23 protein-coding genes and 2 pseudogenes are annotated in these 24,392 nt (G+C 73.4%); 17 read left to right on the top strand and 8 right to left on the bottom strand.

Annotated features, from left to right (window positions below; genetic code table 11):
- The first annotated feature begins 41 nt into the window (after positions 1-41).
- On the top strand, positions 42-782 hold the full coding sequence (locus AB0H83_RS43575) for a phosphotransferase (RefSeq protein ID WP_360106934.1): 741 nt from the start codon (positions 42-44) through the stop codon (positions 780-782).
- Positions 783-824: 42 nt separating this feature from the next.
- Here AB0H83_RS43575 and AB0H83_RS43570 read toward each other — a convergent pair.
- Positions 825-1,040: pseudogene (locus AB0H83_RS43570) on the bottom strand (cupin domain-containing protein); the annotation flags it as partial.
- Positions 1,041-1,271: 231 nt separating this feature from the next.
- Here AB0H83_RS43570 and AB0H83_RS43565 point away from each other — a divergent pair.
- On the top strand, positions 1,272-1,580 hold the full coding sequence (locus tag AB0H83_RS43565; protein WP_360106931.1) for a hypothetical protein: 309 nt from the start codon (positions 1,272-1,274) through the stop codon (positions 1,578-1,580).
- Positions 1,581-1,750: 170 nt separating this feature from the next.
- The gene (locus AB0H83_RS43560; protein WP_360106928.1) at positions 1,751-2,506 is read left to right on the top strand and encodes a hypothetical protein; all 756 of its coding nucleotides are present in this window, start codon (positions 1,751-1,753) and stop codon (positions 2,504-2,506) included.
- A 55-nt stretch (positions 2,507-2,561) separates the two neighbouring features.
- On the opposite strand, the gene AB0H83_RS43555 is transcribed toward AB0H83_RS43560, so the two are convergent.
- Positions 2,562-3,305, bottom strand: coding sequence for an SDR family oxidoreductase (locus AB0H83_RS43555; RefSeq protein WP_360106925.1), 744 nt, complete (start codon positions 3,303-3,305; stop codon positions 2,562-2,564).
- 41 nt (positions 3,306-3,346) lie between these two features.
- Between AB0H83_RS43555 and AB0H83_RS43550 the strand changes: the two genes are divergently transcribed.
- The 4 genes from AB0H83_RS43550 to AB0H83_RS43535 are packed head-to-tail and all read left to right on the top strand — an operon-like array spanning position 3,347 to position 6,729.
- A complete protein-coding gene (locus AB0H83_RS43550; protein WP_360106922.1) occupies positions 3,347-4,213 on the top strand; it encodes an LLM class F420-dependent oxidoreductase in 867 nt (288 codons plus the stop codon).
- Positions 4,210-4,617: an SDR family NAD(P)-dependent oxidoreductase gene (locus AB0H83_RS43545; RefSeq protein ID WP_360106919.1), complete on the top strand. Its 408-nt coding sequence runs from the start codon at positions 4,210-4,212 to the stop codon at positions 4,615-4,617. The genes AB0H83_RS43550 and AB0H83_RS43545 overlap by 4 nt, the downstream gene beginning before the upstream one ends.
- Positions 4,607-5,770, top strand: a complete 1,164-nt coding sequence (locus AB0H83_RS43540) for an acyl-CoA dehydrogenase family protein (protein WP_360106916.1) — start codon at positions 4,607-4,609, stop codon at positions 5,768-5,770. Before AB0H83_RS43545 ends, AB0H83_RS43540 begins: the two co-directional genes overlap by 11 nt.
- A complete protein-coding gene (locus AB0H83_RS43535) occupies positions 5,767-6,729 on the top strand; it encodes an acyl-CoA dehydrogenase family protein (protein ID WP_360106913.1) in 963 nt (320 codons plus the stop codon). The genes AB0H83_RS43540 and AB0H83_RS43535 overlap by 4 nt, the downstream gene beginning before the upstream one ends.
- A gap of 12 nt (positions 6,730-6,741) precedes the next feature.
- Here AB0H83_RS43535 and AB0H83_RS43530 read toward each other — a convergent pair whose 3' ends face one another.
- The 5 genes from AB0H83_RS43530 to AB0H83_RS43510 form a co-directional block, all read right to left on the bottom strand.
- Positions 6,742-7,053, bottom strand: coding sequence for a hypothetical protein (locus AB0H83_RS43530; protein ID WP_360106910.1), 312 nt, complete (start codon positions 7,051-7,053; stop codon positions 6,742-6,744).
- Positions 7,050-7,526, bottom strand: coding sequence for a (2Fe-2S)-binding protein (locus AB0H83_RS43525; RefSeq protein WP_360106907.1), 477 nt, complete (start codon positions 7,524-7,526; stop codon positions 7,050-7,052). The genes AB0H83_RS43530 and AB0H83_RS43525 overlap by 4 nt, the downstream gene beginning before the upstream one ends.
- 1 nt (position 7,527) lies before the next feature.
- Positions 7,528-9,816, bottom strand: coding sequence for a molybdopterin cofactor-binding domain-containing protein (locus tag AB0H83_RS43520; protein WP_360106904.1), 2,289 nt, complete (start codon positions 9,814-9,816; stop codon positions 7,528-7,530).
- A gap of 7 nt (positions 9,817-9,823) precedes the next feature.
- The gene (locus AB0H83_RS43515; protein WP_360106901.1) at positions 9,824-11,041 is read right to left on the bottom strand and encodes an oxygenase MpaB family protein; all 1,218 of its coding nucleotides are present in this window, start codon (positions 11,039-11,041) and stop codon (positions 9,824-9,826) included.
- A gap of 71 nt (positions 11,042-11,112) precedes the next feature.
- Positions 11,113-12,321, bottom strand: a complete 1,209-nt coding sequence (locus tag AB0H83_RS43510; protein WP_360106898.1) for an oxygenase MpaB family protein — start codon at positions 12,319-12,321, stop codon at positions 11,113-11,115.
- A gap of 121 nt (positions 12,322-12,442) precedes the next feature.
- Between AB0H83_RS43510 and AB0H83_RS43505 the strand changes: the two genes are divergently transcribed.
- From AB0H83_RS43505 to AB0H83_RS43460, 10 genes are all read left to right on the top strand, one after another.
- Positions 12,443-13,081 (top strand): helix-turn-helix domain-containing protein, encoded by a 639-nt coding sequence (locus AB0H83_RS43505; RefSeq protein WP_360106895.1) that lies wholly within the window; start codon positions 12,443-12,445, stop codon positions 13,079-13,081.
- A 174-nt stretch (positions 13,082-13,255) separates the two neighbouring features.
- Positions 13,256-14,014, top strand: coding sequence for a 3-oxoacyl-ACP reductase family protein (locus tag AB0H83_RS43500; RefSeq protein WP_360106892.1), 759 nt, complete (start codon positions 13,256-13,258; stop codon positions 14,012-14,014).
- Positions 14,015-14,030: 16 nt separating this feature from the next.
- Positions 14,031-14,486, top strand: a complete 456-nt coding sequence (locus AB0H83_RS43495) for an AMP-binding protein (protein ID WP_360106888.1) — start codon at positions 14,031-14,033, stop codon at positions 14,484-14,486.
- A 34-nt stretch (positions 14,487-14,520) separates the two neighbouring features.
- The gene (locus tag AB0H83_RS43490) at positions 14,521-15,198 is read left to right on the top strand and encodes a helix-turn-helix domain-containing protein (RefSeq protein ID WP_360106885.1); all 678 of its coding nucleotides are present in this window, start codon (positions 14,521-14,523) and stop codon (positions 15,196-15,198) included.
- Between the two features lie 297 nt (positions 15,199-15,495).
- Entirely contained in the window at positions 15,496-16,734 is a 1,239-nt protein-coding gene (locus AB0H83_RS43485; protein ID WP_360106882.1) for an ABC transporter substrate-binding protein, read from the top strand.
- Between the two features lie 8 nt (positions 16,735-16,742).
- Positions 16,743-18,692: an ABC transporter permease gene (locus AB0H83_RS43480; protein WP_360106879.1), complete on the top strand. Its 1,950-nt coding sequence runs from the start codon at positions 16,743-16,745 to the stop codon at positions 18,690-18,692.
- Between the two features lie 194 nt (positions 18,693-18,886).
- Positions 18,887-19,630 carry an ABC transporter ATP-binding protein gene (locus tag AB0H83_RS43475; protein WP_360106876.1) on the top strand — a complete coding sequence of 248 codons (744 nt, stop codon included), beginning with the start codon at positions 18,887-18,889 and terminating at the stop codon, positions 19,628-19,630.
- A complete protein-coding gene (locus tag AB0H83_RS43470; RefSeq protein ID WP_360106873.1) occupies positions 19,627-20,406 on the top strand; it encodes an ABC transporter ATP-binding protein in 780 nt (259 codons plus the stop codon). Before AB0H83_RS43475 ends, AB0H83_RS43470 begins: the two co-directional genes overlap by 4 nt.
- Complete coding sequence (locus AB0H83_RS43465) at positions 20,342-22,276, top strand: GMC family oxidoreductase N-terminal domain-containing protein (RefSeq protein ID WP_360106870.1); 1,935 nt, start codon at positions 20,342-20,344, stop codon at positions 22,274-22,276. Before AB0H83_RS43470 ends, AB0H83_RS43465 begins: the two co-directional genes overlap by 65 nt.
- Positions 22,277-22,295: 19 nt before the next feature.
- Positions 22,296-24,104 (top strand): long-chain fatty acid--CoA ligase, encoded by a 1,809-nt coding sequence (locus tag AB0H83_RS43460; protein WP_360106867.1) that lies wholly within the window; start codon positions 22,296-22,298, stop codon positions 24,102-24,104.
- A gap of 67 nt (positions 24,105-24,171) precedes the next feature.
- Here the strand turns inward: AB0H83_RS43460 and AB0H83_RS43455 are convergent.
- Positions 24,172-24,392: pseudogene (locus AB0H83_RS43455) on the bottom strand (3-hydroxyacyl-CoA dehydrogenase); the annotation flags it as partial.

Below are 24,392 nucleotides of genomic sequence, written 5' to 3'. Positions count from 1 at the left end.
TGCCGGAACGTCGATGCCGGGAGGCCCGTAAGGTGGGGCGGATGGGGTGGGAGGCGCTCGGGCAGTGGGGTGAAGGCGTCGCTCGCATCGAGCCGCTCGCCGGCGGGGTCGCCAACGACGTGTGGAGCGTGCGCGTCGACGGGCACCTCGCGGTCGGTCGTCTCGGCGGCAGGAGCGATGCTGATCTCGCGTGGGAGACCGGGCTGCTCCGATATCTCGACCGTGCGGGTCTGACCGTGCCGGTGCCGATCCCGACCACGGACGGCCGGCTGTTCGCCGACGGTCTGGTGGTGATGACCTACCTGGAGGGCGGACCACCGGAGACGCAGGCGGACTGGCGTCGGGTGGCCGGCACGCTCCGCGAGCTGCATCGGTTGACCCGGGGCTGGCCGCAGCGCCCGGGTTGGCGGTCGTCGGCCGACCTCCTGCACGCCGAGACCGGGACGAAGATCGACCTCGGTGCGATGCCGGTCGAGGGCGTCGCCCGATGCCGGGCGGCATGGGCGCGGCTCGCCGGACGTCAGACCTGCGTCGTGCACGGCGACCCCAACCCCGGCAACGTCCGCATGACCGTGGATCACGTCGCGCTGATCGACTGGGACGAGGCGCACGTCGACGTGCCCGACCTCGACCTCGTGCTGCCGGGCAACGCCGCCGGCCTCGACGACGGTGCGTACGACATCGCCGCGCAGGCGTCGGCCGCGTGGGAGGCCGCTGTCTGCTGGGACGACGAGTACGCAGTCAAGCGGCTCGCCGAGGTTCGAGCAGTGGACGCGCCATAACGCCGGCTCTGGCCAGACAGGCGAGTGCCGAGGTCCCGTCGCTCACTCGGGGGAGGCTGTTCGTGCCGCGGCGCGGACGTGTGCGCGTTCGCCTTGCCGGCCGACGAGGCTGAGGAACTCGACGGGGCCGGATCCGGTGGCGCCGAACCAGTGCGGTGTGCGGGTGTCGAACTCGGCCGCCTCGCCGGCGCTGAGCAGCAGGTCGTGCTCGCCCAGGACGAGGCGCAGTGTGCCGTTGAGGACGTAGACCCAGTCGTGGCTGGCACCCGGTATCGCGCTGGGCGCGGTGGGGCTGGCGCTGATGGCCGGTCTGGTGTCCGTCGAGGGCGGCTACCTGTCGGTGCTGCCGGGCATCGTCGCGATGGGGCTGGGCATGGGCCTGGCGATGACGCCGTCCACCGAGGCCATCACCTCGTCGCTGCCCCGTTCGCAGCAGGGTGTGGCGTCCGCGCTCAACGACGTCACGCGCGAGTCGGCACCGCGCTCGGCGTGGCACTGCTGGGCGTGGTGCTGTCCGCGGGGTACCGCACAGCGATCGGCCCTCGCCTCGACGGGATCCCGGCCGGCGCCGCGGAGACCGCCCGGGAAGGTGTGTCCAACGCCCTCGCGGTGGCGGACACGGCCGGCCCTCAGGCCGCGACGCTGGTGAGCGCCGCAAAGGAGTCCTTCGTCGACGGCTGGCAGCAGGGCATGTGGGTCGGTGTCGGCGTCATGGCCGTCCTGCTGGCCGTCGTCCTGGTCCGCGGACCGCAACAGCGTACGACCAGCGACTCGCCCACCGAGGTCGATGCCGGCTAGCCCGCTGGCAGGAGATCGCCGGGCGGTGATCGAAGTCGCGTCCCGGTCGCCTGGATGACCACGCCGGGACTTCGATCAACGGGGTAAGATCACCGGTGATCGGGCCGCGACCGCGGAGGTGCCACGGCCGGAGTCTGTGCAGGTCATCCTGGATGGAGGCGGGAGGTTCGATGGGCGCGAAGACCGCACTGCTCGCCTTCACCGACGGCGAGCTTCGGCCCTCGCTGCGGGGCGCGGTCCGGTCGGATCCGGCGGAGGTCATCGACCTCGTGCGCGGACTGCATCCCGGCTACGAGGTGACGGCGATCGGCGACGGCTCGCTCGGTGATGACGTCTACCCGCCAGACGACACGAGCTACGCGACCGTCCTGGCCGGCGCCGAGCTGTTCTGCGACCGGAGGCTCATCTGCGACCGCCCGTCGCAGCTGCCGGACCGCCTGCTCGAAGCCGGTGCGGGCCGGCGGATCGTCATGCACGGGATGCACTCGGGCTCCGGCTGGCTGTGCTTCGCCGTGTGGGAGAACGGCGACCTCGTCCGCTCGCTGAGTGTCTCACCGGACGGCGGCATCGGGGAGAACATCGGCGAGCCGTACCAGTTCGAGCTGCCGTACCGGGCGGGCGCGCATCCGGTCAAGCCGATGGTGCCCGGCGATGGCCCGTACCCGCTGCCCTTCCATCCGCTGGAGCTGGGGGAGATGGCCCTGCGCGCGTTGTTCGGTTTCATCCTCGAAGGCCGTCCGCATCCGGACGATGTCGATCCGTTCGAGGTTCACCTGCACGGATTCCGAGTTGCTGACCCGACCGGCCAGGAAGCGGCGGAACGCGAGGCAAGGATGAAGAGCGTCCTGCAACGTATGAGACCGCCGCGCCGGTACCAGATGCTGCCGGACGGGCAATGGCGCGGACTCGGCGACAGCGAGCGCTGACCACCGCGCGATCCTGCTGCGGACGAGCGCTGCCGCTGGTCGGTCATGACATCGGTCAGGCGGCGTAGCCGCCGTCGACGTCGAGTTTCTGGCCGGTGATGAACCTGGCCCGGTCGCTGGCGAGGAAGCACACCGCCTCGGCGACGTCGGTGGCCGTGCCGAACGTCCGTAGCGGGATGTTGCCCCGGGTCACCTCCAGGGCGCGTTCGTCCAGGTCGCCGTCGGTCATCAGACGGGCCGCCATGCCGTCGGTGAGCATGCCCGGGCCGACGCAGTTGGCTCGTACGCCGAAGCGGCCCTCCTCGGCGGCGATGCCCCGCACGAGGGCCTCGACCGCGGCCTTCGGGCCGGCGGACAGGCCGTCGCGGACGGGGAAGCGGCGGGTGGCGGCGGTGGTGACGGCGACCAGGCTGCCGCGGGACTCGCGCAGCCGGGGCAGGGTCGCGGCGAGGATGTTGAAGAAGCCGGCCACGTCGTCGGTGAGCTGCGCGGCGAAGTGCTCCGGCGTGACCCGGCTCAGGTGCAGCATCGGTACGTGCGGGCCGGCGGCGTGCACGAGGGTGTGCACGACCGGTGCGGCGTCGAGCAGCGCGGCGCACGAGGCCGGGTCGGTCAGCTCGACCCGGTGTGTGGTGGCGCCGGGCAGCTCGGCGGCGAGGGCCTCGGCGCGGGCCGCGTTGCTGCGGTACGCCAGCAGCACCCGGCTGCCGCGCGCGGTGAGGAGCCGGGCGACGGCCTCGCCGATGCCGCCGGTGGCGCCGGTGACGACCGCGACGCCCTTGCGGAACGTGAAATCCATCCGCTTACGTTACCAAGCAAGCGTTTGGTAGAGTACCCGTCGTGGAGCTGAAACTCGGGGTCATGCCGGTCCTCGGTGGCACCGGCGCGGCCGACCCGGCCACGACCGCGCGTTTCGTGCGGCTGCTGGAGGAGCTCGGGTGCGAGTCGGTCTGGGCCGTCGAGCACGTGGTCGTGCCTGACGACTACACCTCGGCGTACCCGTACGACCCCGGCGGCCGGATGAACCTCGGCGCCGGTGACGACATCCCCGACCCGCTGCACTGGCTCACCTTCGCCGCCGCGCACACCACCCGCCTGCGCCTCGGCACCGCCATGCTCATTCTGCCCGAGCACCACCCCGTCGACCTCGCGAAACGCCTCGCCACCGTGGACGTGCTCAGCGGCGGGCGGCTCCTGGCCGGCATCGGTGTCGGCTGGCTGCGCGAGGAGTACGACGCCGTCGGCGTACCCTTCGAGCACCGCGGTGCCCGCGCCGACGAGTACCTCGAGGCCATGCGCGCGCTGTGGACCCAGGCGCCGGCCACGTACACCGGCCGGTTCGTCCACTTCCGCGACGTGCACAGCCGCCCCCGGCCCACCCGCCCCGGCGGCGTGCCGATCGTCGTCGGCGGGCACTCCATGGCCGCGGTGCGCCGCGCCGCCCGGCACGGCAGCGGCTGGTACCCCCTCGGCGTCACCGGCACCCGCTTCGCCGAGCTGCGCGCCGCCCTCGCCGAGGAGTGTGCCGCCGCCGGGCGCAGCCTCGACGACATCGAGATCACCATGCGGGCCCCCGGCAACGTCGGCGACCTGGAGACGCTGCGCTCCCTCGGCGTGTCCCGGGTCGTCATCCGGGCCGACCCGAACGACCCCGTCGGCGTCCGCGACAAGATCCGCCGGTACCAGCGAGAGGTGCTCCGCGTATGAGATCCGTCATCGTCACCGGCGCCGCCCAGGGCCTGGGCCGGGCGCACGCGCTCGCGCTCGCCGAGGCCGGCGCCCGGCTCGTGCTCAACGACCTGGACGCCGCCGCGCTCACCGCCATGACCGAGACCGTGTTCGCCGACGCGATGCGCGCCCCCGGCACCGGCTTCGACGCCATGGCCCCCGAGAACGTGTCCCCGCTCGTCGTGTGGCTCGCCGGCGCCGACAGCGGCGACGTCACCGGCCGCGTCTTCGAGGTCTCCGGCGGCGCGATCAGCGTCGCCGACGGCTGGCAGCACGGCGAGACCCGCGACGCCGGCCGCCGCTGGCACCCCGACGAGCTCGGCCCCGTCGTGCGTGAGCTGCTCTCGCGCGCCCCAGCCCCGGCGGCCGTCTATGGCGCCTGAGGTCGCGCTGCGGGCCGCGGACATCCGCGCCTGGCTGCGCGAGCACCTGACCGGCGAGTTCGCCCCGCTCGTCGGCGCCGGCGGCCCGGGCCGCGAGCACGAGCACCTCGAGCTGCGGGCCCGCTGGGAACGCGTCCTCGGCGCCGCCGGCTGGATCGGGCTCGGCTGGCCCGCACCGTACGGCCGCGGCGCCACCATCGCCGAACAGGTCGTGTTCTTCGAGGAGTACGCCCGCGCCGGCGGCCCAGGCCGGCTCAGCCACATCGGCGAGTACCTGCTCGCGCCGACCCTCATCGCGCACGGCACCGACGCCCAGCGCGAGCGGTTCCTGCCGCCGATCGCCCGCGGCGAGGAGCTGTGGTGCCAGGGGTACTCCGAGCCTGGCGCCGGCTCCGACCTGGCCGGCGTGCGTACCAGGGCGATCCAAGGCGACGACGGCGCCTGGCGGATCACCGGGCAGAAGGTGTGGACGTCCCTGGCGCACGTCGCGGACTGGTGCTTCGTCCTGGCCCGTACCGATCCCGCCGCCACCCGCAAGGACGGCCTGTCCTACCTGCTGGTCCCGATGCGCCAGCCCGGCGTCGAGGTCCGGCCGATCAAACAGCTCACCGGCACCTCGGAGTTCAACGAGGTGTTCTTCGACGGTGCCCGTACCGACGCCGACCTGGTCGTGGGCGCACCCGGCGACGGCTGGCGGGTGGCCACCAGCACCCTGACCTACGAGCGCGGCGTCGCCACCCTCGGCCAGCAGCTCGGCTTCGCCCGCGAGCTGGCCGCCGTCGTGGCTGCCGCCCGCGCCAACGGCACCTTCGACGACCCGGTCGTCGCCGACCGGATCGCGGACGCCTGGGCCGGACTGCAGGGCCTGCGCCACCACGCGCTGCGGGCGCTGTCGGCCACGTCACCGGACCCGGCCGGCGCGTCCGTGGCGAAGCTGCTGTGGGCCGGCTGGCACCAGCGCCTCGGCGAGCTCGCCATGGACGTCGCCGGGGCCGCCGCGACGATCGCCGAGGCCGCGCCGTACGAGCTCACCGACGCCCAGCGGCTGTTCCTGTTCACCCGCGCCGACACCATCTACGGCGGCTCCGACGAGATCCAGCGCAACATCGTCGCCGACCACGTCCTCGGCCGCACCCCGCGAGGCACCCGATGAACCCCGAACACGCCGCCCTGCGCGACAGCGTCGCCGCGTTCTTCCGTACCGGCGCCGACTGGGACCGGCTCACCGGCGAACTCGGCCTGACCGCCCTCGCGGTCGCCGAGGAGCACGGCGGCTTCGGCGCCACCCTCGTGGAGGCCGGCATCGTGCTGGAGGAGGCCGGCGCCGCACTGCTGGCCTCGCCGCTGCTGGCCACCACCGTCGCCACCCTCGCCCTGGACCCGGACCTGCCCGCCGCCGCCGAGCTGCTGCCGGCGCTCGCCTCCGGCGACCTCGTCGGCGCCGTCGCCCTCGACGGCACCTGCACCGCCCGCCCCGACGGCGACGGCTACGTCCTGGACGGCTCGTTCGCGCACGTCCTCGACGCGGACACGGCCGGGGTGGTGATGGTGTCCGACGGCACCGCGCTGTACGCCGTCACCGACCCCGACATCCGCCCGCAGCCCACCCTGGACCAGACCCGCGGCCAGGGCACCCTCGTGCTGTGGCAGGCCCCGGCCCGGCTCGTCGCCCGCGACGCCGGCCGCGCGCACGACCTGCTGCACGCCGCCCTCGCCGCGGAGTCCGTCGGGGTCGCCCGCGCCTCGCTGCGCAGCACCGCCGAGCACCTGCGCACCCGTACCCAGTTCGGGGTACCGCTGGCCACCTTCCAGGCGCTGCGGCACCGGGTCGCCGACCTGCACGTCGCCGTCGAACAGGCGCAGTCGTCGGTCTGGTACGCCCTGCGGGCCCACGGCACCCCCGAGTTCGCGACCGCCGCCCCGCTCGCCAAGCTCATCGCCACCGAGGCCGCGTGGACCGTGACCAGGGCGTCGATCCAGCTGCTCGGCGGGATCGGCTTCACCTGGGAGCACGACGCGCACCGGTACCTGAAACGCGCCACCACCAACCGCCTCCTCGCCGGCGACCCCACCAGCCTGCGCCGCCTCCTGCTGACCCGCGCCGAGCTGTGACGCCGGGCCGGGTCAACCGGCGGTGACGCCGGGGCGGTACAGGCCGGCGGCCAGTTCGGCCTCGGCGATGCCCCGGCGGCCGGTGGTGCCGCGGTGGCCGGTGGTGCCCCGGCGGCCGGTGGTGCCCTGGCGGCCGGTGGTGCCCTGGCGGCCGGTGGTGCCGCGGTGGCTGGCGATGCCCCGGCGGCCGGTGACGCTCCGGTGGCCGGGCTGACCAGCGGCGGCCCGCAGGCGGGCGGGCAGCCCGCGGTGTGATCGGCCGCGGCCCGGGCGCGCCTCCTGGTGGCAGCGCCCGGGCCGGGGGTCGGTGACCGCCGCCGTCACATGTTCGCCGCGGCCGCCCTGATGGCCTGGCGGATGCGTGGGTACGTGCCGCAGCGGCAGACGTTGCGCAGGCTGTCGAGGTCCGCGTCGGTGATGGCGCGGCCCTCGGCGGCGACCCGCCGAACCAGCGCGACCGCGGCCATGATCTGCCCGGGCTGGCAGTACCCGCACTGGGACACGTCGTGGTCGAGCCAGGCCTGCTGCATCGGGTGCAGGTCACCGCCGGCGGTCGCGGCCAGCCCTTCGATGGTGGTCACCTCGTCGGCCGGCCCGAGGTCCTTCACCGGCACCGCGCACGGCGTGATGCCCTTGCCGTTGAGGTGGCTGGTGCAGGCCTTGCAGACGCTGATGCCGCAGCCGTACTTCGGGCCGGTGATGCCCAGGACGTCGCGCAGCACCCACAGCAGCCGCACGTCGTCGGGGACGTCGACGGTGACCTGCTCGCCGTTGACGCGGAACGTGTGCTCGGGCATGTCAGGGCTCCCAGGGGTGCGCGAGGCCGTCGGACGGCGACGGCGGGACGGGCGGGATCGTCGGCTTCGGGGTGAAGGACAGCGTGCCGTGGTTGATCGGGAAGGTGGTCGGCATGGTGCCGGTGGCCCGCCCGTACGCGCACGCGACCGCGGCCATCGACGCGGCGACGCCCAGCTCGCCCGCGCCGCCGGGCTGCTCGCTGGTGCTGGGCACGATGATGACCCGAAGCTCGGGCGGGGTGTTCCACTGCCGGGTGTAGAAGTAGTTGTCCCAGCTCGCCTCGAGGAAGTACCCGTCGCGCAGGTGCAGGCCGGCGGTCAGCGCCTGGGCGATGCCGTCCATGACGCCGCCCATCATCTGCGCCTCCAGCCCGCGCGGGTTGACGACCAGCCCCACGTCGACGGCGAACACGACCTTGGTGACCCGGGGGCCGGCCACGCCGTCGCGGATCGGCCGGTTGACCGTGGCGGGCCGGCAGTCGATCTCCACCAGCGCGGCGCTGACCGCCTTGTACTCGGCGTGGAACGCGATGCCCTGGGCGGTGCCGGCCGGCATCGACCGGCCCCACCCGCCGGCGGTGGCCACCGCGTCGAGCACCGCGCGGCAGCGCGCGTCGCGCAGGAACTCCCGCCGGAACCGGTACGGGTCCTTGCCCATCCGCGCTGCGACCTGGTCGACGACCAGCTCCCGGGCGCAGGTGACGTCGGGGGAGTACACGTTGCGCATGCTGCCGGTGTTGAAGCTCTTGTCGGTCTCGGACAGCAGCCGACTGTTGGCCCCGAAGTTGTACGACATCTGCTGGCTGAGCTGGAAGAACGTCTCGGAGAACCCGATGTCGCCGACCGGCAGCCGGGCGGCCATGGCGGTGATGATCTCGCCCAGGCCGTGGCTGAGGTCGGTGGCGACGCTGGTGTGCCGCTGGGTGTAGCTGAGCACCGTGCCGCCGAGGTACGAGATCCGTACGCGGGAGGTGGCCATCGGGTGCACGCGCCCCTGGCGGGAGTCGTCGGCCCGGTGCCACATGAGCTTCACGGGCTTGCCGAGCTTCTGGGACACCTCGGCCGCCTCCAGCGCGGCGTCGCCGAACAGTTTGCGGCCGAACGACCCGCCGCCCTCGGTGACGTGCACGGTGACGGCGGACACCGGCAGCCCGAGCTTCGCCGCGATCGCCTGCTTGGTCACGATCGGCGACTTCAGCGCCGACCAGATCTCGGCCCGGCCGGCGCGGACGTCGGCGATGGCACAGTTGGGCTCCAGCGCGCTGTTGCTGCGGAACTGGAACGTGAACAGCCCCTCCACGACGGGGGTCGGCGGGCGCAGCCCGAGCGGGATCTCGGCGGCGGCGAGGGACTGCCGGACGCTCTGGTCGGACTTGCCCTCGGCGGTGCCGGGCCGCCAGGTGACCCGCAGCGCCCGCACCGCGTCGATGCACTGCCCGAACGTGTCCGCGCGGACCGCCACGCCGGTGGAGATCACCACGACGTCGGTGACGCCGGGCATGGCGCGCACCTCGGCGAGGTTGGCGACGGAGCCGACCTTGCCGTTGATCGTCGGCGGGCGGCACACCATGGTCGGCTTCGCGCCCGCGACGTCGAGGTCCATGGCGAACCGCTTGCGCCCGGTCACCGCGGCGAGCGCGTCGACGCGGTTGGTGGGGCGGCCGATGACGGTGAAGGACTCGCGGGGGGCGAGGTCCACCGCGACCGGCTCGGTCCGCGTGCTCGCGGCCTTCACCGCGAGATCGCCGATGGCGATGCTGCGGCCGGCCCGGTCCAGGACGATCCCGTCGCGGAGGCGGAGGTCGGCGGGGGCCGCGCCGAACTCGCCCGCGGCGGCCTGCAGCAGCCGCAGGCGGGCGACGGCGGCGGCCACCCGGATCGGGGTGTAGGTGGCGATGGTGGTGTTGGAGCCGCCGGTGAGCTGGTTGAATAGCAGCTCGGGCCGGGCGTCGGCGAGGGTGACCCGGACCCGGTCCAGCGGCACCGACAGCTCCTCGGCGATCAGCATCGCCGTCGAGGTGGTGATGCCCTGCCCGACCTCGGCCCGGGGCAGGGAGAAGGAGACCGTGCCGTCCGGCTGCACCTCGACCGAGATCAGGCCGGACGTCGGCAGGGCAGCCGCGGTCATCATGTCGTTGAGGTCGAGCAGGTCCGTGATCTCCGGCGAGGGTACCTGCGGGGCCTGGGCGGCGGCGGTGTCCCGGCCCAGGGCGAGCTCGGCCGCGGTCGCCAGGACCGGGCCGGCCAGCACGTAGCCGAGAAACCGCCGCCGCCCGAATGGTTCGCTCATCGCCGCCTCACTCGGGGCGGTTCATGGTGGGGATCTCGAGCTTCGTCTCCTTGCCCTTGGTGAGGTAGAACAGGATGTACCGGCGGACGGCCTCGTCGATGACCCAGGCGGTCTCGGGCACCAGGGGCAGCGGGATGAGCCCCTCGCGGAACTTGACCAGCAGCGGCCAGAGGGTGCTGACGAGGGGGCCCCACACCGGCTCGCGGCGGATGCCGTCCCAGTCGGCGACCTGGTCGCCGACGAGGTAGCGGGCGAGCGCGTTGCACAGCGGGCGGCTGATGGAGCCGGGGCTGGTCTGCTCGGCGAGCTGCCCCAGCAGGATGTCGGTGAGGATGACGCCCTCGGGCGTCGGGCCCATGTTGCGGGGCAGGATCTGGTCGGACTGGGCGTTGGCGGCGGCCCAGCTGGCGGGGATGTACTCGTCCTTGATGCCGAGCAGGTGGGCGGTCACCTGCCACACGTGCAGGTAGGCGTCGGTGTCCGCGGTGGTCATCGGCACCTGCCAGTCACGCATCCGGCGCATGGCGAAGGTCGGCAGCGTGTGCCAGGTGACGAGCATGTCCTCCTGGCTGATCGGGATGGTGCCGTCCCAGTGCGGCGACTGTTGCAACAGGTGCCGCACCGCGGCGTGCACCAGGCGGGTCTTGACCGCCTGCACGATGCAGTCGCCGTCGGGGCGGTAGGCGTTGAGGTCGCCGACGGCGAAGCCGAGGATGCTGGTCTTGGCGACCCGGTCCTCCATGTCGGCGCCGCCCTTGGAGTAGTAGACCGCCCGGGCCTCCTTCGGGATGGCGGTGCTGAGCATCCCGCCGCCGACGCCGTTGAGCAGGTTGAGATACAGCCCACGGGCCTTGTTGAACTGCGCCGCCCGCTCGAGCTTCGCCCGGTCCGCCCACGCCGGCATCTGCCGGGCGTGCTCCATGAAGTCGCGCAGGTCCGCCGGGAGGCCGGCGGGCAGCGGCTGGTCGTTGCGGTTCCAGTCCCACAGCAGCTGGTTGACCATCGGGACGTCGCCCCGGTCGATCAGGGACGCGAGCAGCGGATCGGCCTCCGCGTCCCACACCCAGCGCGGGTCGGCGCCGGCCGCGGCCCCGCCGCCGGCGAGCGAGCCCGCCGACGGCCAGTTCCAGGGCGCCGCGTGCGCCGGGGACACGACCCCCAGCGCACCGAGCGCACCCAACGCGCCGCCCGAGATCAAAATCTTTCTTCGGCTGAGCTCCGCCATGCCGTACACCCTCCTCGGGTATTCGCAATGATACGTAGATACGCTAGATGTTTCTCCGTATCAGAACAAGCTCAGGTCGGCCGGTTGGCGACCGGGATCTCGATGCGGATCGGCCGCGCCTCGGACAGGAACAGCAGCGCCGCCTTGCGCAGGAACTCGTCGAACATCCAGTACGCGGCCGGGGCCAGGGGGAACGGCAGCAGCCCCTCCCGCACGGCGATGAACGGCCCCCAGGCGGTGCGCAGCAGCGTGTCCCACAGCGGCTCGCGGCCGATCTGCAGCCACCCGGCGATCTGGTCGCCGAGCAGGAACCGGGTGAACGCGCCGAGGATCGGCTTCGTCAGCAGCCCGCCGTCGATCCCGGCGCCCAGGTTGAGCAGGATGTCGGCCAGGTTGATGCCCTCGCGTGTGGGTGCCAGCACCGGCGTGAGCACCTGCGCGGCCTGCGAGTCGGCCTCGGCCCACGAGGCGGGGATGTACTCCTCCTTGATGCCCAGCAGGTACGCGCCGAGCTGCCAGGAGTGCAGGAACGCCGCGGACTCCGCCGCCGGGATCGGCACCTTCCAGGCCTTGAGCTTCTGCATGACGGTCGTCGGCAGGCTGTGCCAGGTGACCATCATGTCGCGCTGGCTGATCGGGATCTCCTCGTCGGCGGCGGCCGACCAGTACGGCGACTGCGGCAGCAGGTGGCGCACCGCCGCGTGGACCAGGCGCGTCTTGACGCAGGTCACGATCATCTCGCCGTCGGGCTGGTACGCGTTGTACGCGCCGATGTCGTAGCCGAGCTTGGCGGTCTTGGAGATGCGGTCCTTCATGTCGGCGCCGCCCTGCGAGTAGTAGACCGCCCGCGCCTCCTTCGGGATGACCGTGCTCATCATGCCGCTGGCCAGCCCGTACAGCACGCCCAGGTAGAGCCCGCGCTTGGTGTTGAAGTCCACCGCGAGGGCGAGCTTGCGCTGGTCGACCCAGGCCGGCAGCTGCCGGGCGTGCTCCATGAAGTCGCGCAGGTCCGCCGGCAGCCCGCTGGGCAGTGCCTGGCCGTTCTTGGTCCAGGTCCGCAGCAGGTCGTTGACCCGCGGCACGTCGCCGCGCTCGATCAGCGCCGCGACCAGCGGGTCGGCCTCCTCGTCCCACACCCAGCGCGGGTCCACCCCCGCGCCGGCGCCGGCGATCGAGCCGGACGGCGACCAGCTCCACGCGGGGGCCGGCACCCCCAGCGCACCGATCGCGCCCAGGGCGCCGCCCGCCACCAACACGTTCCGTCTGCTGAGCCGGTCCATGCCCGTCTCCCCTTCTTGAGGTCTTAAGCAGATCTGATACGATGAAACGCAGATTGCCTCGGTGTTTCACGTATGAGACCACACCGTGTCGGCCATCACAAGACCGTTCAAGGAGGTGATCGTGACGTCGCTCGTGGAACGCGCATACATTGACGCAGTTGAAGGTGTGGATGACGAGGACGAAGCCAAGGCGGCCCTGCTCGACGCGGCCTACGAGCAGTTCTGCCGGGTGGGCATCCAGCGCTGCACCATGGAGGACGTGGCGCGCCGCGCCAAGGTCTCCCGCATCACCGTCTACCGGCGCTTCGCGAACAAGAACACGCTCGTCGAGGAGGTCGTGCGGCGGGAGTTCCGGCGCTACTTCGACCAGTTCCTGCTGGACATCGGCCGGGCCGGCACGGTGGCCGACCGGGTGGTCGTCGGGTTCGTCAGCTCGCTGCGCGCGCTGCGGCGCAACCCGCTGATCGGCGGCCTGATGGCCGCCGAGCCGGACCTGGTCGCGCCGTCGATGATCAGCGACGGCGGGCAGACCCTCGCGACCGTGCGCCGGTTCCTGGCCGGGCAGCTGCGCCGCGAGCAGCGCGCCGGCAACGTGCCCGCCGAGCTGGACGTCGACCTCACCGCGGAGATGATGGTCCGGGTCTCCGCGTCGTTCCTCGCCATCCCCAGCGAGATCGTCGACCTCGACGACGAGGCCCGCCTCGCCGCGGTCGCCCGGCAGTTCCTCGTGCCCATGCTCCAGGTCCGGAAGCCGGCATGACCGGGCCGCAGCGTAGCGGAGGGCTGGGCGTCATGGGTGCTGTTTCGGGGTCAGGGCGGCGCCGGGGCGCAGCGGAGGCGATGGCATGACCGGGCCGCAGCGTAGCGGAGGGCTGGGCGTCATGGGTGCTGTTTCGGGGTCAGGGCGGCGCCGGAGCGCAGCGGAGGCGATGGCATGACCCGGCAGCTGGAAGGCAAGGTCGCCTGGGTCACCGGGGCCGGACGGGGGCTGGGCGCGGCGGTCGCGGAGGGTCTCGCCGAGCAGGGCGCCGCGGTGATCCTGCAGGCGCGGGCCGCCGGCACGCTGCGGGAGGTGTGCGAGCGGATCGTCGCCGCCGGCGGCACCGCGGAGACCGTCGCCGGCGACGTCACCGACGAGGCCACCGCCGACGCGGTCGTGGAGCTGGCGCAGCGGCGCTGGGGCCGCCTCGACGTGCTGGTCAACAACGCCGGGATCAGCCCGGCGCTGCAGCGCAGCGAGCGGCTCGGCACCGCCGACTGGCAGCGGGTGCTCGACACCAACCTCACCGGGGTCTTCATCTGCGCCCGCGCGGCCGGCGTGGTCATGCTGCGCCAGGGCGCGGGCAGCATCATCAACATGTCGTCGGTGCACGGCCAGGTCGGGCTGCCCCGGCTGGCCGCGTACAGCGCCAGCAAGGGCGGCCTCGAGCAGCTCACCCGGACCCTGGCGCTGGAATGGGCGCACGCCGGCGTACGGGTCAACGCGGTCGCGCCCGGCTACGTGGAGACGCAGATGACCGAGGACCTGCGCAACCACGAGGTGTGGTCGAAGCGGCTGCGTGAGCGCATCCCGATGGGCCGGTTCGGCCGCCCGCAGGAGATCGTCGGCGCGGTCGCGTTCCTCGCCTCGGACGCGGCCAGCTACGTCACCGGCAGCGTCCTGCACGTGGACGGCGGCTGGACGGCTCAGTGACCTGAGGGAGCGCGTCGTGGACGGAACCGGCGAACGCTGGGACGGCACCACCCTGTCTGAGGACCTGCCCGAGGATGCCGCCGTCGTCGCCCGCGGCCTCACCGTCATCGGGCTGCGCCCCGGCGGCCGGGTGCTGATCATGCTGGCCGGCCGCCCCGAGTACCGGCTGATCGACGTCGCCGTGGTGCACGTCGGCGCCACGCCGGTGCCGGTGCGGCCCACGCTGGGCATCGAGGCGCTGCGCCGGCTGGCCCGGCACAGCGCCGCGCAGCTGCTGGTCCTCGCCGGCCCGGCCGACCTCGTCCGCTGGCGGCCGATCCTGCCGGACCTGCCCAGCCTGCGCCGGGTCGTGCTGGTCGACGACCCCGCCCCGGACGAGCTGAGCCTGGCCACAGTGTCGCTGGCGCAGGTCCGCTCGGCGGGCACGCTCGCCCGCCGGGCCGATCCGGGCAGGCGGCGCTCCCCGGTATGATGACGCGGTCCGGAAGTGGGGGAGGGGCGGCCGCGTGGAACCGTTGCTGTCGGCCCTCGTCGCCACCACTTCCGATGCTGACTCGCTGCTGGAGCGGGCCTACGCGGAGGCGCTGGAGCGCACCGGCGACAACGACGAGGTCGCCACGCGGCTGCTCGACGCGGCCTACGAGCAGTTCAGCCGCATGGGCATCCGGCGCTCCACGATGGAGGACGTCGCCCGGCGGGCCGGGGTCTCGCGCATCACCGCGTACCGGCGCTTCGCCACCAAGGACGCCCTGGTCGAGCAGGTCGTGCGGCGCGAGTTCCGGCGCTACTTCGACCAGTTCCTGCTCGACATCCAGCGCGCCGAGACGGTCGCCGACCGGGTCGTGCTGGGCTTCGTCAGCTCATTGCAGGCCATCCGGCGCAACCCGCTGATCGGCGGGCTGATGAACGCCGAGCCCGACCTGGTGGTGCCGTCCGTGGTCGGCGACGGCGGCCGGACGCACGCCACCGTGCAGCGCTTCGTCGCCGGGCAGCTGCGCAGCGAGCAGCACGCCGGCACGATCTGCGCCGAGGTGGACGTCGAGCTCGTCGCCGAGCTGTGGACCCGCCTGTCGGCCTCCTTCCTGATCACCCCGAGCGCCGTGGTCGATCTCGACGACGAGGAGCAGCTGCGCGACGTCGCCCGCCGCTTCCTGGTGCCGATGCTGGACGCCCCGGCGGCCTGACCGCCCCGCCCTTTTGTTAGGGCTGATTCTCACCGATGACCGCCTGCCGGCTCAAGCATGGCGGCCAAAAAACGTGCCCTCTTCCCAAAGAAGTTAACGCCGGTTTACAGTGCCGTGCAGAACGACGAGGGCCCGCGCAACGCGCGGGTCGATCAGCCTGGCACCTCCGGTGCCGGTGAACCGGCCGCACACCGGTTCACCGGCACGCGCCATCCCGCGTCTGCATCAACGGCGAGCTGTCCGTCGACCGCCCAACCACCACCGGGCGGCGACCACGTCTTCGAAATGAGCGAACCCATGCGCCGGTCTCCCACCGTCCCCCTGGCCGCCACCGTCATTGCCGCCACCCTGCTGGCCGGCTGCTCTTCCTCCTCCACCCCAACCCCCCAGGGCGCCTCGCCCACCTTCTCGAAACCACCGATCACCGTCGGCTTCCTCAACCCGTCCGGCGGGCCGGTCCCGCAGCCCGGCACCGACACCGGCGTCAAGGCCGCCCTGTCGTACATCAACGGCGAGCTCGGCGGCATCAACGGCCACCCCCTCGAGGTCGTGCCCTGCGACACCGACACCACGCCGGAGCGCGCCCAGTCGTGCGCGAACACCTTCGTCGAAAAGAAGGTCGTGGCCGTCATGGACGGCTACAACCTGTCCTCCAGCGCCGCCCTGCCAGCCCTCACCGCCGCGCAGATCCCGCTCGTCGGCATGATCCCGTTCGACTCGGTGACCGGCGCCAAGGCCGAGAACCGGGTGTTCTTCGCCGCGCCGCAGGCGTCGTTCCTCATCGGCGCGCTGCAGGCGTTCAAGGCCGAGGGAAAGAAGTCCGTCACCCTGGCCCTGGTCGACACCCCGTCCTCGCACCAGACCATCGACAACCTGCTGCCCGTGCTCGCCAAGACGCTCGGCATCTCCGCCAAGGGTATCTACTTCTCCGCCACCAGCCCCAACTTCACCGCCGTCGCGTCGAGCATCGTGCAGGACAACCCCGACGTCGGCGGCCTCGTCGCCTCCCCGAGCGAGGCGGTCTGCTCGGCGCTGGTCAAGGCGCTGCGGCAGCTGCAGTACCAGGGCGAGATCTTCACCGCCGCCTGCACCGACTACATCAAGAGCTCGCCCGCGCAGGCCGCCGGCGGCGCGCTGTACTCCTCGACCTGGCTGCCGGCCGCGGCGAAGTACGCCCCCGCCGACGCGCAGGCCGAACTGACCCTGGCCCAGAAGTACATCTCCGCGGTCAACGGCGGCACCGCCGGCTACTACGCCTACGGCGAGTTCGCGCTCTTCGTCACCTTCGCCAAGGCCCTGGCCGCCGCCGGCGACGCCGACCTGACCGGGCCCGGCGTGCTCAAGACCCTCAAGGCACTCAAGGACTTCCCGAGCTTCCTCGGCCCGAAGATCACCTGTGGCAGCGCCACCTCACCCAACTGCACCACCCAGATGCTGCTGTTCGTCGTGCAGCCCGACGGCACCGCCAAGCCCACCACCGGCACGTGGATCACGCCGGTGCCGCAGGTCCTCGCCGTCATCCCGGGAGCGGTGTAACCCGAGCCATGGATCAGGTCCTGCTGTTCGTCACCCTGGGGTTCGCGGCCGGCGCCGTGTACGCCGTGATCGCCGCGTCGATCGTGTCGTTGCACGCCGCCACCGGGGTCCTCAACTTCGCCCAGGGCTCGTTCGCGCTGTGGGGCATGTGGGTGGTCGCCGAGCTGCGCCGCAGCGGCACGCTCGTGCTGCCGGTCGGCTCGGTGCCGCTCGGCGCCCCCGTGTCCGCCTGGACGGCCGTCGGGATCGGCGTGCTCAGCACCGCCGCGCTCGCGCTGGCCGCCCACTGGCTGGTGTTCCGGCCGCTGCGCACCGCGCCGCCGCTGTCGCAGGTGGTCGCGTCGGTCGGGCTGATGCTGGCCATCGCCGCGCTGGTGCCGCTGCGGTTCAGCACCAACGGGGCCCTCGCCGAGCCGCTGCTCACCGACCGGACCCTGGCCGTGGGCGGCACCTTCGTGAACGTCAGCGACCTGCTCCTGCTCGCGGTGGCGGTCGCGGTGACCGGGGCGCTGGCGGCCTACTTCCGCCTCACCCGGTGGGGCGTCGCGACCCGGGCGTGCGCCGAGGACGAACGCGCCGCCCGGCTCACCGGCCTGTCACCGGACCGGCTGGCCGGCGTCATGTGGGTGATCACCGGCGCGGCGACGGCGCTCGTGGCGACCCTCGCCGCGCCCAGCATCGGCCTGGACCCGATCGGCTCCATGTTCGCCGTCCTGCCCGGCCTCGCCGCCGCGCTGCTGGCCCGGCTGACCTCGGTCGCCGTCGCCGGCGCGGCGGGCGTCGCGATCGGCTGCCTGCAGTCGATCCTGCTGCTGCTGAGCACCAAGGACGGCTGGCCGGCCTGGGCCCAGGCCGGCTTCGGCGAGGCGCTGCCGTTCGTCCTGGTGGTCGTCGCGCTGGTCGTCCTGGGCCGGCACATCCCGGCCCGCGGCGCCCTCGGCGCCGTGCGCATGCCGGCCGTCACCCTGCCCCGGCACCCGTGGGCCGCGGCGGCCGGGCTGACCGCCGCCGCGGCCGTCGCCGTCGCGGTCACCTCAGGCAGCTGGCGCTTCGGCGTCGTCACCTCCGTCATCATGGGCCTCATCGCCCTGTCGCTGGTGGTGCTCACCGGGTACCTCGGGCAGATCTCGCTCGCCTCGATGGCGTTCGCAGGCACCGGCGGGTTCGTCCTGTCCCGGGCCACGGTCGCCTGGGGCGTGCCGTTCCCGCTGTCGATCCTGGTGTCCGCGGCCGTCGCCACGCTCGTCGGCGTCGCCGTCGGCCTGCCGGCGCTGCGCATCCGCGGCGCGCAGCTCGCGGTGGTCACCCTCGCCGGGGCCGTCGCGCTGCAACAGCTCATCTTCGCCAACCCGGCGCTCACCCCGTTCGAGGGCAACCTCATCGACGGGCCGGCCCTGTTCGGCTGGGACCTCGCCGTGCGGAACGGCACCGACCTGACCACCGCGGCGTTCTCCGGCACGGTCCTGGTCGTCGTCGGCCTGCTCGTCGCCCTCGTCGCCCGCCTGCTCGCCGGGGCGACCGGCCAGTCGTTCCTGGCGATCCGCTCCAACGAACGGGCCGCGGCGAGCGCCGGGATCGACGTGGCCCGCACCAAGCTCGCCGGGTTCGCCCTGTCGGCGTTCCTCGCCGGCGTCGGCGGGTGCCTCATCGGCTACAGCCGCTCCCAGCTGTCGGCCGAGTCGTTCAACGTCGTGGTCGGGCTCAGCGTCCTGTGCATGGCCTACGTCGGCGGCATCACCAGCATCGGCGGCGCGCTCGTGGCCGGCCTGGTCGCCCCGCTCGGCGTGCTGTACACGCTGCTCGGCTCCACCCTCGGCCTCGGCCGGTATTACACCCTCATCGCGGCCTGCGCGCTGATCGTGACGGCCGTGCTCAACCCGTCCGGGCTCGCCGGCGGCCTCACCCACCTGAGACGCCGGCCGAAACCGGCCCGCCGCCCGGCGGAGGTGGCGGCATGACCGGCCCGCAGCGGAGCGAGGAGCTGGTCATCATGGGCGCAGTTTCTAGGTCAGGGCGGCGCCGGAGCGAAGCGGAGGTGGCGGCATGACCGGCCCGCAGCGGAGCGAGGAGCTGGTCATCATGGGCGCAGTTTCTCGGTCATGGGCGCAGTTTCTAGGTCAGGCCGGCGCCGGAGCGAAGCGGAGGTGACGGCATGACTATGCTCAGCGTCGCGGGGCTCACCGTCCGCTACGGCGGGGTCCTGGCCGACGACAACGTCAGTCTCACCGTCGGGGCGGGGGAGGTCGTCGGGCTGATCGGGCCCAACGGCGCCGGCAAGACCAGCCTCGTCGACGCCGTCACCGGCTTCACCCCGGCGCACGGCACGGTGAGCCTCGCCGGGCAGCGCATCGACCGGCTCCCGCCGCACCGGCGCCGCCGCGCCGGGCTGGCCCGCACCTGGCAGGCCGGCGAGCTGTTCGCCGACCTGACGGTCCGGCAGAACGTCGCCGTCGCCACCGGCCGCGGCCCGCTGCGCAACCTGTACGGCGACCTCATCGGCCGCCGCGCGCCCCAGGACGGGGTCGACGACGTGCTGGAGATGTTCGGCCTGCACTTCGTCGCCGACCTCAAGCCCGGCGAGCTGAGCCTCGGCCGGCAGAAGATCGCCGGCGTGGCCCGCGCCCTGGTCGGCGCCACCCGGGTCGTGCTGCTGGACGAGCCGGCCGCCGGCCTGGACACCGACGAGAGCGCCGAGTTCGGCGCGCACGTCCGCGCGATCGCCGCGTCCGGCCTCGCGGTGCTGCTCATCGACCACGACATGACCCTCGTCGCCGACGTCTGCGACCGGGTCTACGTCCTGGACTACGGCCGCGTCATCGCCGACGGCACACCGCGGGCGGTCCTCGCCGACCCGCTCGTGCGCCGCGCGTACCTCGGATCGGAGCTGGTGCCGTGACCGCCGTGCTGCGCCTGGACCGCATCACCGCCGGCTACGCCGGGATCCCCGCCGTGCGCGACCTCGACCTGGAGGTCGCCGAGGGTGAGGTGCTCGCCCTGCTGGGCCCCAACGGCGCCGGCAAGACGACCACCCTGCTGACCGCCGCCGGCGTCATCCGCCCCAGCGCCGGCACCGTCACCGCGTTCGGCCGGCCGCTGCACCGGCGGCTGGAACGCAACGCGCGCGCCGGGCTGATCCTGGTGCCCGACACCAGGGCCGTGTTCCACGGCCTGACGGTCCGGGAGAACCTCGCCCTCGCCCGGCGCGGCGGCCTCGAACAGGTCCTGGAACTGTTCCCCGCCCTCGCGGAGCTGATGCCGCGCCGGTGCGGCCTGCTGTCCGGCGGCGAGCAGCAGATGCTCGCCATCGCCAAGGCCCTCGTCGGCCGGCCGCGCGTGCTGCTGGTCGACGAGATGAGCATGGGCCTCGCCCCGGTCGCGGTGCAGGCGCTGCTGCCGTCCGTGCGGGCCCTCGCCGACCGGCACGGCGTCGGCGTCGTGCTCGTCGAGCAGCACATCGACCTGGCCCTGTCCATCGCCGACCGCGCCATCGTGCTCCACCACGGCCGCGTCGCCCTCGCCGGGCCGGCCGCCGAACTGCGCGCCGACCGGCACGCCGTCGCCGAGGCGTACTTCGGCACCACCCCCACCGACCCGGAGGCACCACCCGATGGACCTGACCGCGAAGCAGCGCGCCGCCCTGGAGAGCATCTGCGACACCTTCACACCGGGTGACGGCGACGGCGTCCCGCCCGCCAGCCGGCTCGGCGCCGTCGACGTCGTCGCCGCGCTCGCGCTGCACAACCCGCGCGCCGCGGAGACCCGGCAGTTCCTGCAGCTGCTGAGCGGCTGGGACTCCCGCCTGGTGCGCCTCGCCCTCGGCGGCGGCGCCCGGCGGTTCAGCCGCCAGCCCCAGCAGCGCCGCGAACAGATGCTGCTCGCCCTGGCCAACTCGGGCCTCACCCAGAAACGGGCGCTGTTCCAGGCGCTCAAGGGCGCCGCGACGCTCGCGTACTACATGACGCCCGGCCCGACCGGGCACTCGCCGGTCTGGGACGCCATCGGCTACCCCGGCCCGCTCGGCACCCGCCCCGACGCCCCCGAACCGCCGCTCACCCCGATCCGCCCGACCGGCCCGACCGTCCTGGACTGTGACGTGGTCGTCGTCGGCTCCGGCGCCGGTGGTGGCACCGCGGCCGCCGTCCTCGCCACGGCCGGCCTCAATGTCGTCGTCATCGAGAAGGGCGAGTACCACGACGACCGTGACTTCGACGGCGGGGAGCTGTCCGGGCTGTCCCGCCTCTACGCGCCCGGCCCGTCCAGCACCGCCGAGGGCCAGCTCAGCCTGCTGCAGGGTCAGGGCGTCGGCGGCGGCACCGTGGTGAACTACTCGACCTGTTTCCGCACCCCGCCGCGCGTGCGCGAGGAGTGGGGCGGGCCGTTCACCACCGCCGAGTACGACCGCAGCCTCGACGCGGTGTGGGAGCGCCTCGGCGTCAACCTGCGCCACAACCGGCCCTCCTCCCGCGACGCGCTCATGGAACGGGGCCTGCACCGGCTCGGCTGGCACGTCGACGCGATGCCCCGCAACGTCGAAGGCTGCGACACCGGCATCGAGTGCGGCCGGTGCGGGCTGGGCTGCCGCATCGGCGCCAAACGCTCCACCGCCAAGACCTGGCTCGTCGACGCCCAGGAGGCCGGCGCCCGGCTGCTCGTCGGGGTCGACGTGCGCGCGGTGACGATCGTGGCGGGCCGGGCCACCGGCGTCACCGGCACCGCGGCCGGCGGCCACCCGGTGACCGTCCACGCCCGCGCCGTCGTCGCCGCGGCGGGCAGCATCCAGACCCCGGCCCTGCTGCGCCGCTCCGGGCTGCGCAACCCCAACATCGGCCGGCACCTGCGCCTGCACCCGGCCACCGGGGTATGGGGCATCTTCGACGAGGAGGTCCGGCCGTGGGAGGGCGGCATGCAGACCCGGTACTCCACCCAGCACGCCGACCTCGACGGCCACGGGTACGGGGTCATCTACGAGACCGCCGCCACCAACCCGGCCATCGCCGTGTCGTTCATGAGCTGGACCGGTGCCCGCGCCCACCTGGAGCGGATGCGGTCCCTGCCGCACCTCAGCGGGGTCGGCATCATCACCCGCGACCGCGACAGCGGGCGGGTCACCGTCGGCCGCGACGGCGAGCCCGTCGTGCACTACCGCCTGTCGCCGTACGACGCGGCGCACCTGCGCGCCGGGATCGACGGCGCCGCCCGCATCGTCGAGGCGGCCGGCGCGACCAGCATCTTCTCCGGCCACCAGCGCGGCCTCACCTGGCGGCGCGGCAAGGGCACCATCGACGACTTCATCGGCCACACCACCGCCCTCGGCACTGCCCCGGGGCAGCTCGCCATGGCCGCGATGCACATCATGGGCGCCGCCCGGATGGGCACCGACCGCACCACCTCCGCCGCCGACCCGGACGGCGCCACCTGGGAGGTGCCGAACCTGGTCGTGGCCGACGCGTCCACCTTCCCGACGTCGTCCGGGGTCAACCCGATGATCTCGATCCAGGCGATCGCCCACATGAACGCGCAACGTCTCGCCGCCCGCCTCTGAACCCGAGCAGGAGGTCCCCGTGCCGACCGCCGACGGCGCCACCATCCCCCAACTGCTGCACCGCAACGCCACCGACTACCCGGGCCACGCGGCGCTGAGCATCCACGGCGTCGACAGCATCGTGACCTGGCGCGCGCTGCGCGATCGGGTCGCTGTGCTCACCCGCGGGCTCAGTGCCCTCGGCCTCGGCCCGGGCGACCGCATGATCATGATGATGCCCGGCCGGGTCGAGCACTGGACGCTCGACCTGGCCGCGGTCCACCTCGGCGCCGTGCCCTGCACCGTGTACGCCACCCTGAGCACCGGCCAGCTGCGGTACGTCGCCCAGCACAGCCGGGCCAAGGTGCTGGTCGTCGACGGCCCGGAGGAGCTGCGCCGCTGGCTCGGCGTGCTCGGCGACCTGCCGGACCTGCGGCACGTCATCGTCGTGGACGCCGGCGCCGCCGAGCCGGGCACGACCCCGCTGGCCGCCGTCGAGTCCTACGGCGCCGCCGCGCACGGCGCCGACCCCACGGTGTTCGAGGCGCTCTGGCAGCAGGTGCGCGCCGAGCAGCCGGTGACGCTGCTGTACACCTCCGGCACGACCGGCGACCCCAAGGGCGTCCTGCTCACCCACCGCAACGTGCTGCACCAGGCCGCGGTGCTGGAGGCGACGGTGACGCTGCCGGACCACCCGCGCACCCTGGCGTACCTGCCGCTGGCGCACATCGCCGAACGGATGCTCGGCATCTACAACTTCGTGTACCGGGCCGGGTACGTCACGATCGTGCCCGACCCGCAGCAGTTCGCCGCCGCGCTGCGGGTCGTGCGGCCGCACTCACTGTTCGGCGTACCGCGCGTGTGGGAGCGGCTCGCCGCCGGCGTGCGGGCACACCTCGACGCCGCCGAGCCCGCGGTACGCGAGGCGTTCGACGCGGCGAGCGCCCTGGCCCGCGAGCACCACCTCGCCCGGGCCGAGGGCCGGACGCTCACCGCCGAGCAGCTGGCCCGCCTCGCCGAGGCGGACGCCGCGGTGCTGCAGCCGATGCGGCGCATGCTCGGCCTCGACGAGCTGCGCTGGGCCGGCAGCGGCGCCGCGCCGATCCCCGCCGACGTGCTGCTGTTCCTGGCCGGCCTCGGCATCGACGTGCTCGAGGTGTGGGGCATGACCGAGACGACCGGCTCAGCCACCGTCAACACCCCGGCTGCCTTCCGCCCCGGCACCGTCGGGCGGATCAACCCCGGTATGGAGCTGCGGCTGCTCGACGACGGCGAGATCCAGGTCCGCGGCCCGCTCGTGTGCCAGGGGTACCTGCGGGCCAGTGGCGAGGTCGAGCCGGTCGTGGACGAGGACGGCTGGCTGTCCACCGGCGACGTCGGCGAGCTCGACGCCGACGGCTTCCTCGCCATCACCGACCGCAAGAAGGACCTCATCATCAACTCCAGCGGCAAGAACATCGCCCCGCAGCAGATCGAGAACCTGCTGCGGGCCAACCCGCTGATCGGCCAGGCGGCCGCGATCGGCGACCGGCGGCCGTACATCACCGCGCTGGTCGTGCTCGACGAGGAAGTTGCGCCGATCTGGGCCGGCGCGCACGGCCTGCCCGACCGGCGGCCCGCCGCGCTCGCCAAGGAGCCCGCGGTGCACGCCGCCGTGGCGTCCGCGGTGTCCGCCGTGAACGAGCGGCTGGCGCACCCCGAGCAGATCAGGGCGTTCCGCATCCTGCCCGACCCCTGGACCCCCGAGAGCGGTGAGCTCACGCCGTCGCTGAAGGTGCGCCGCCGGGTCGTCGCCGAGCGGCACGCGGCCGTCATCGACGAGATGTACCAGACCGGACACCAAACCTGACACCAGGCCAGAAACCAGGGCCGGGCCCGGGGTGGCGGCATCCCCGGGCCCGGCTTTCGGTGTGCGGTCAGCGGAACTGTTCGCCGCGGGCGGCCTTGTCCAGCAGCAGCTGCGGCGGGTCGAAGCGGCTGCCGTAGCGGGCGGCGAGCTCGCGGGCCCGGGCGATGAACCCGTCCAGCCCGCCCGGGTAGCCGTTGATGTACTGCAGCACGCCGCCGGTCCAGCCGGGGAAGCCGATGCCGAGGATGGAGCCGATGTTGGCGTCCGCGACGCTGGTCAGCACGCCCT

The organism is Dactylosporangium sp. NPDC050688 (assembly GCF_040654515.1).
Classification (GTDB): Bacteria; Actinomycetota; Actinomycetes; order Mycobacteriales; family Micromonosporaceae; genus Dactylosporangium.
This window is presented reverse-complemented; position numbering and strand designations above follow the sequence as displayed.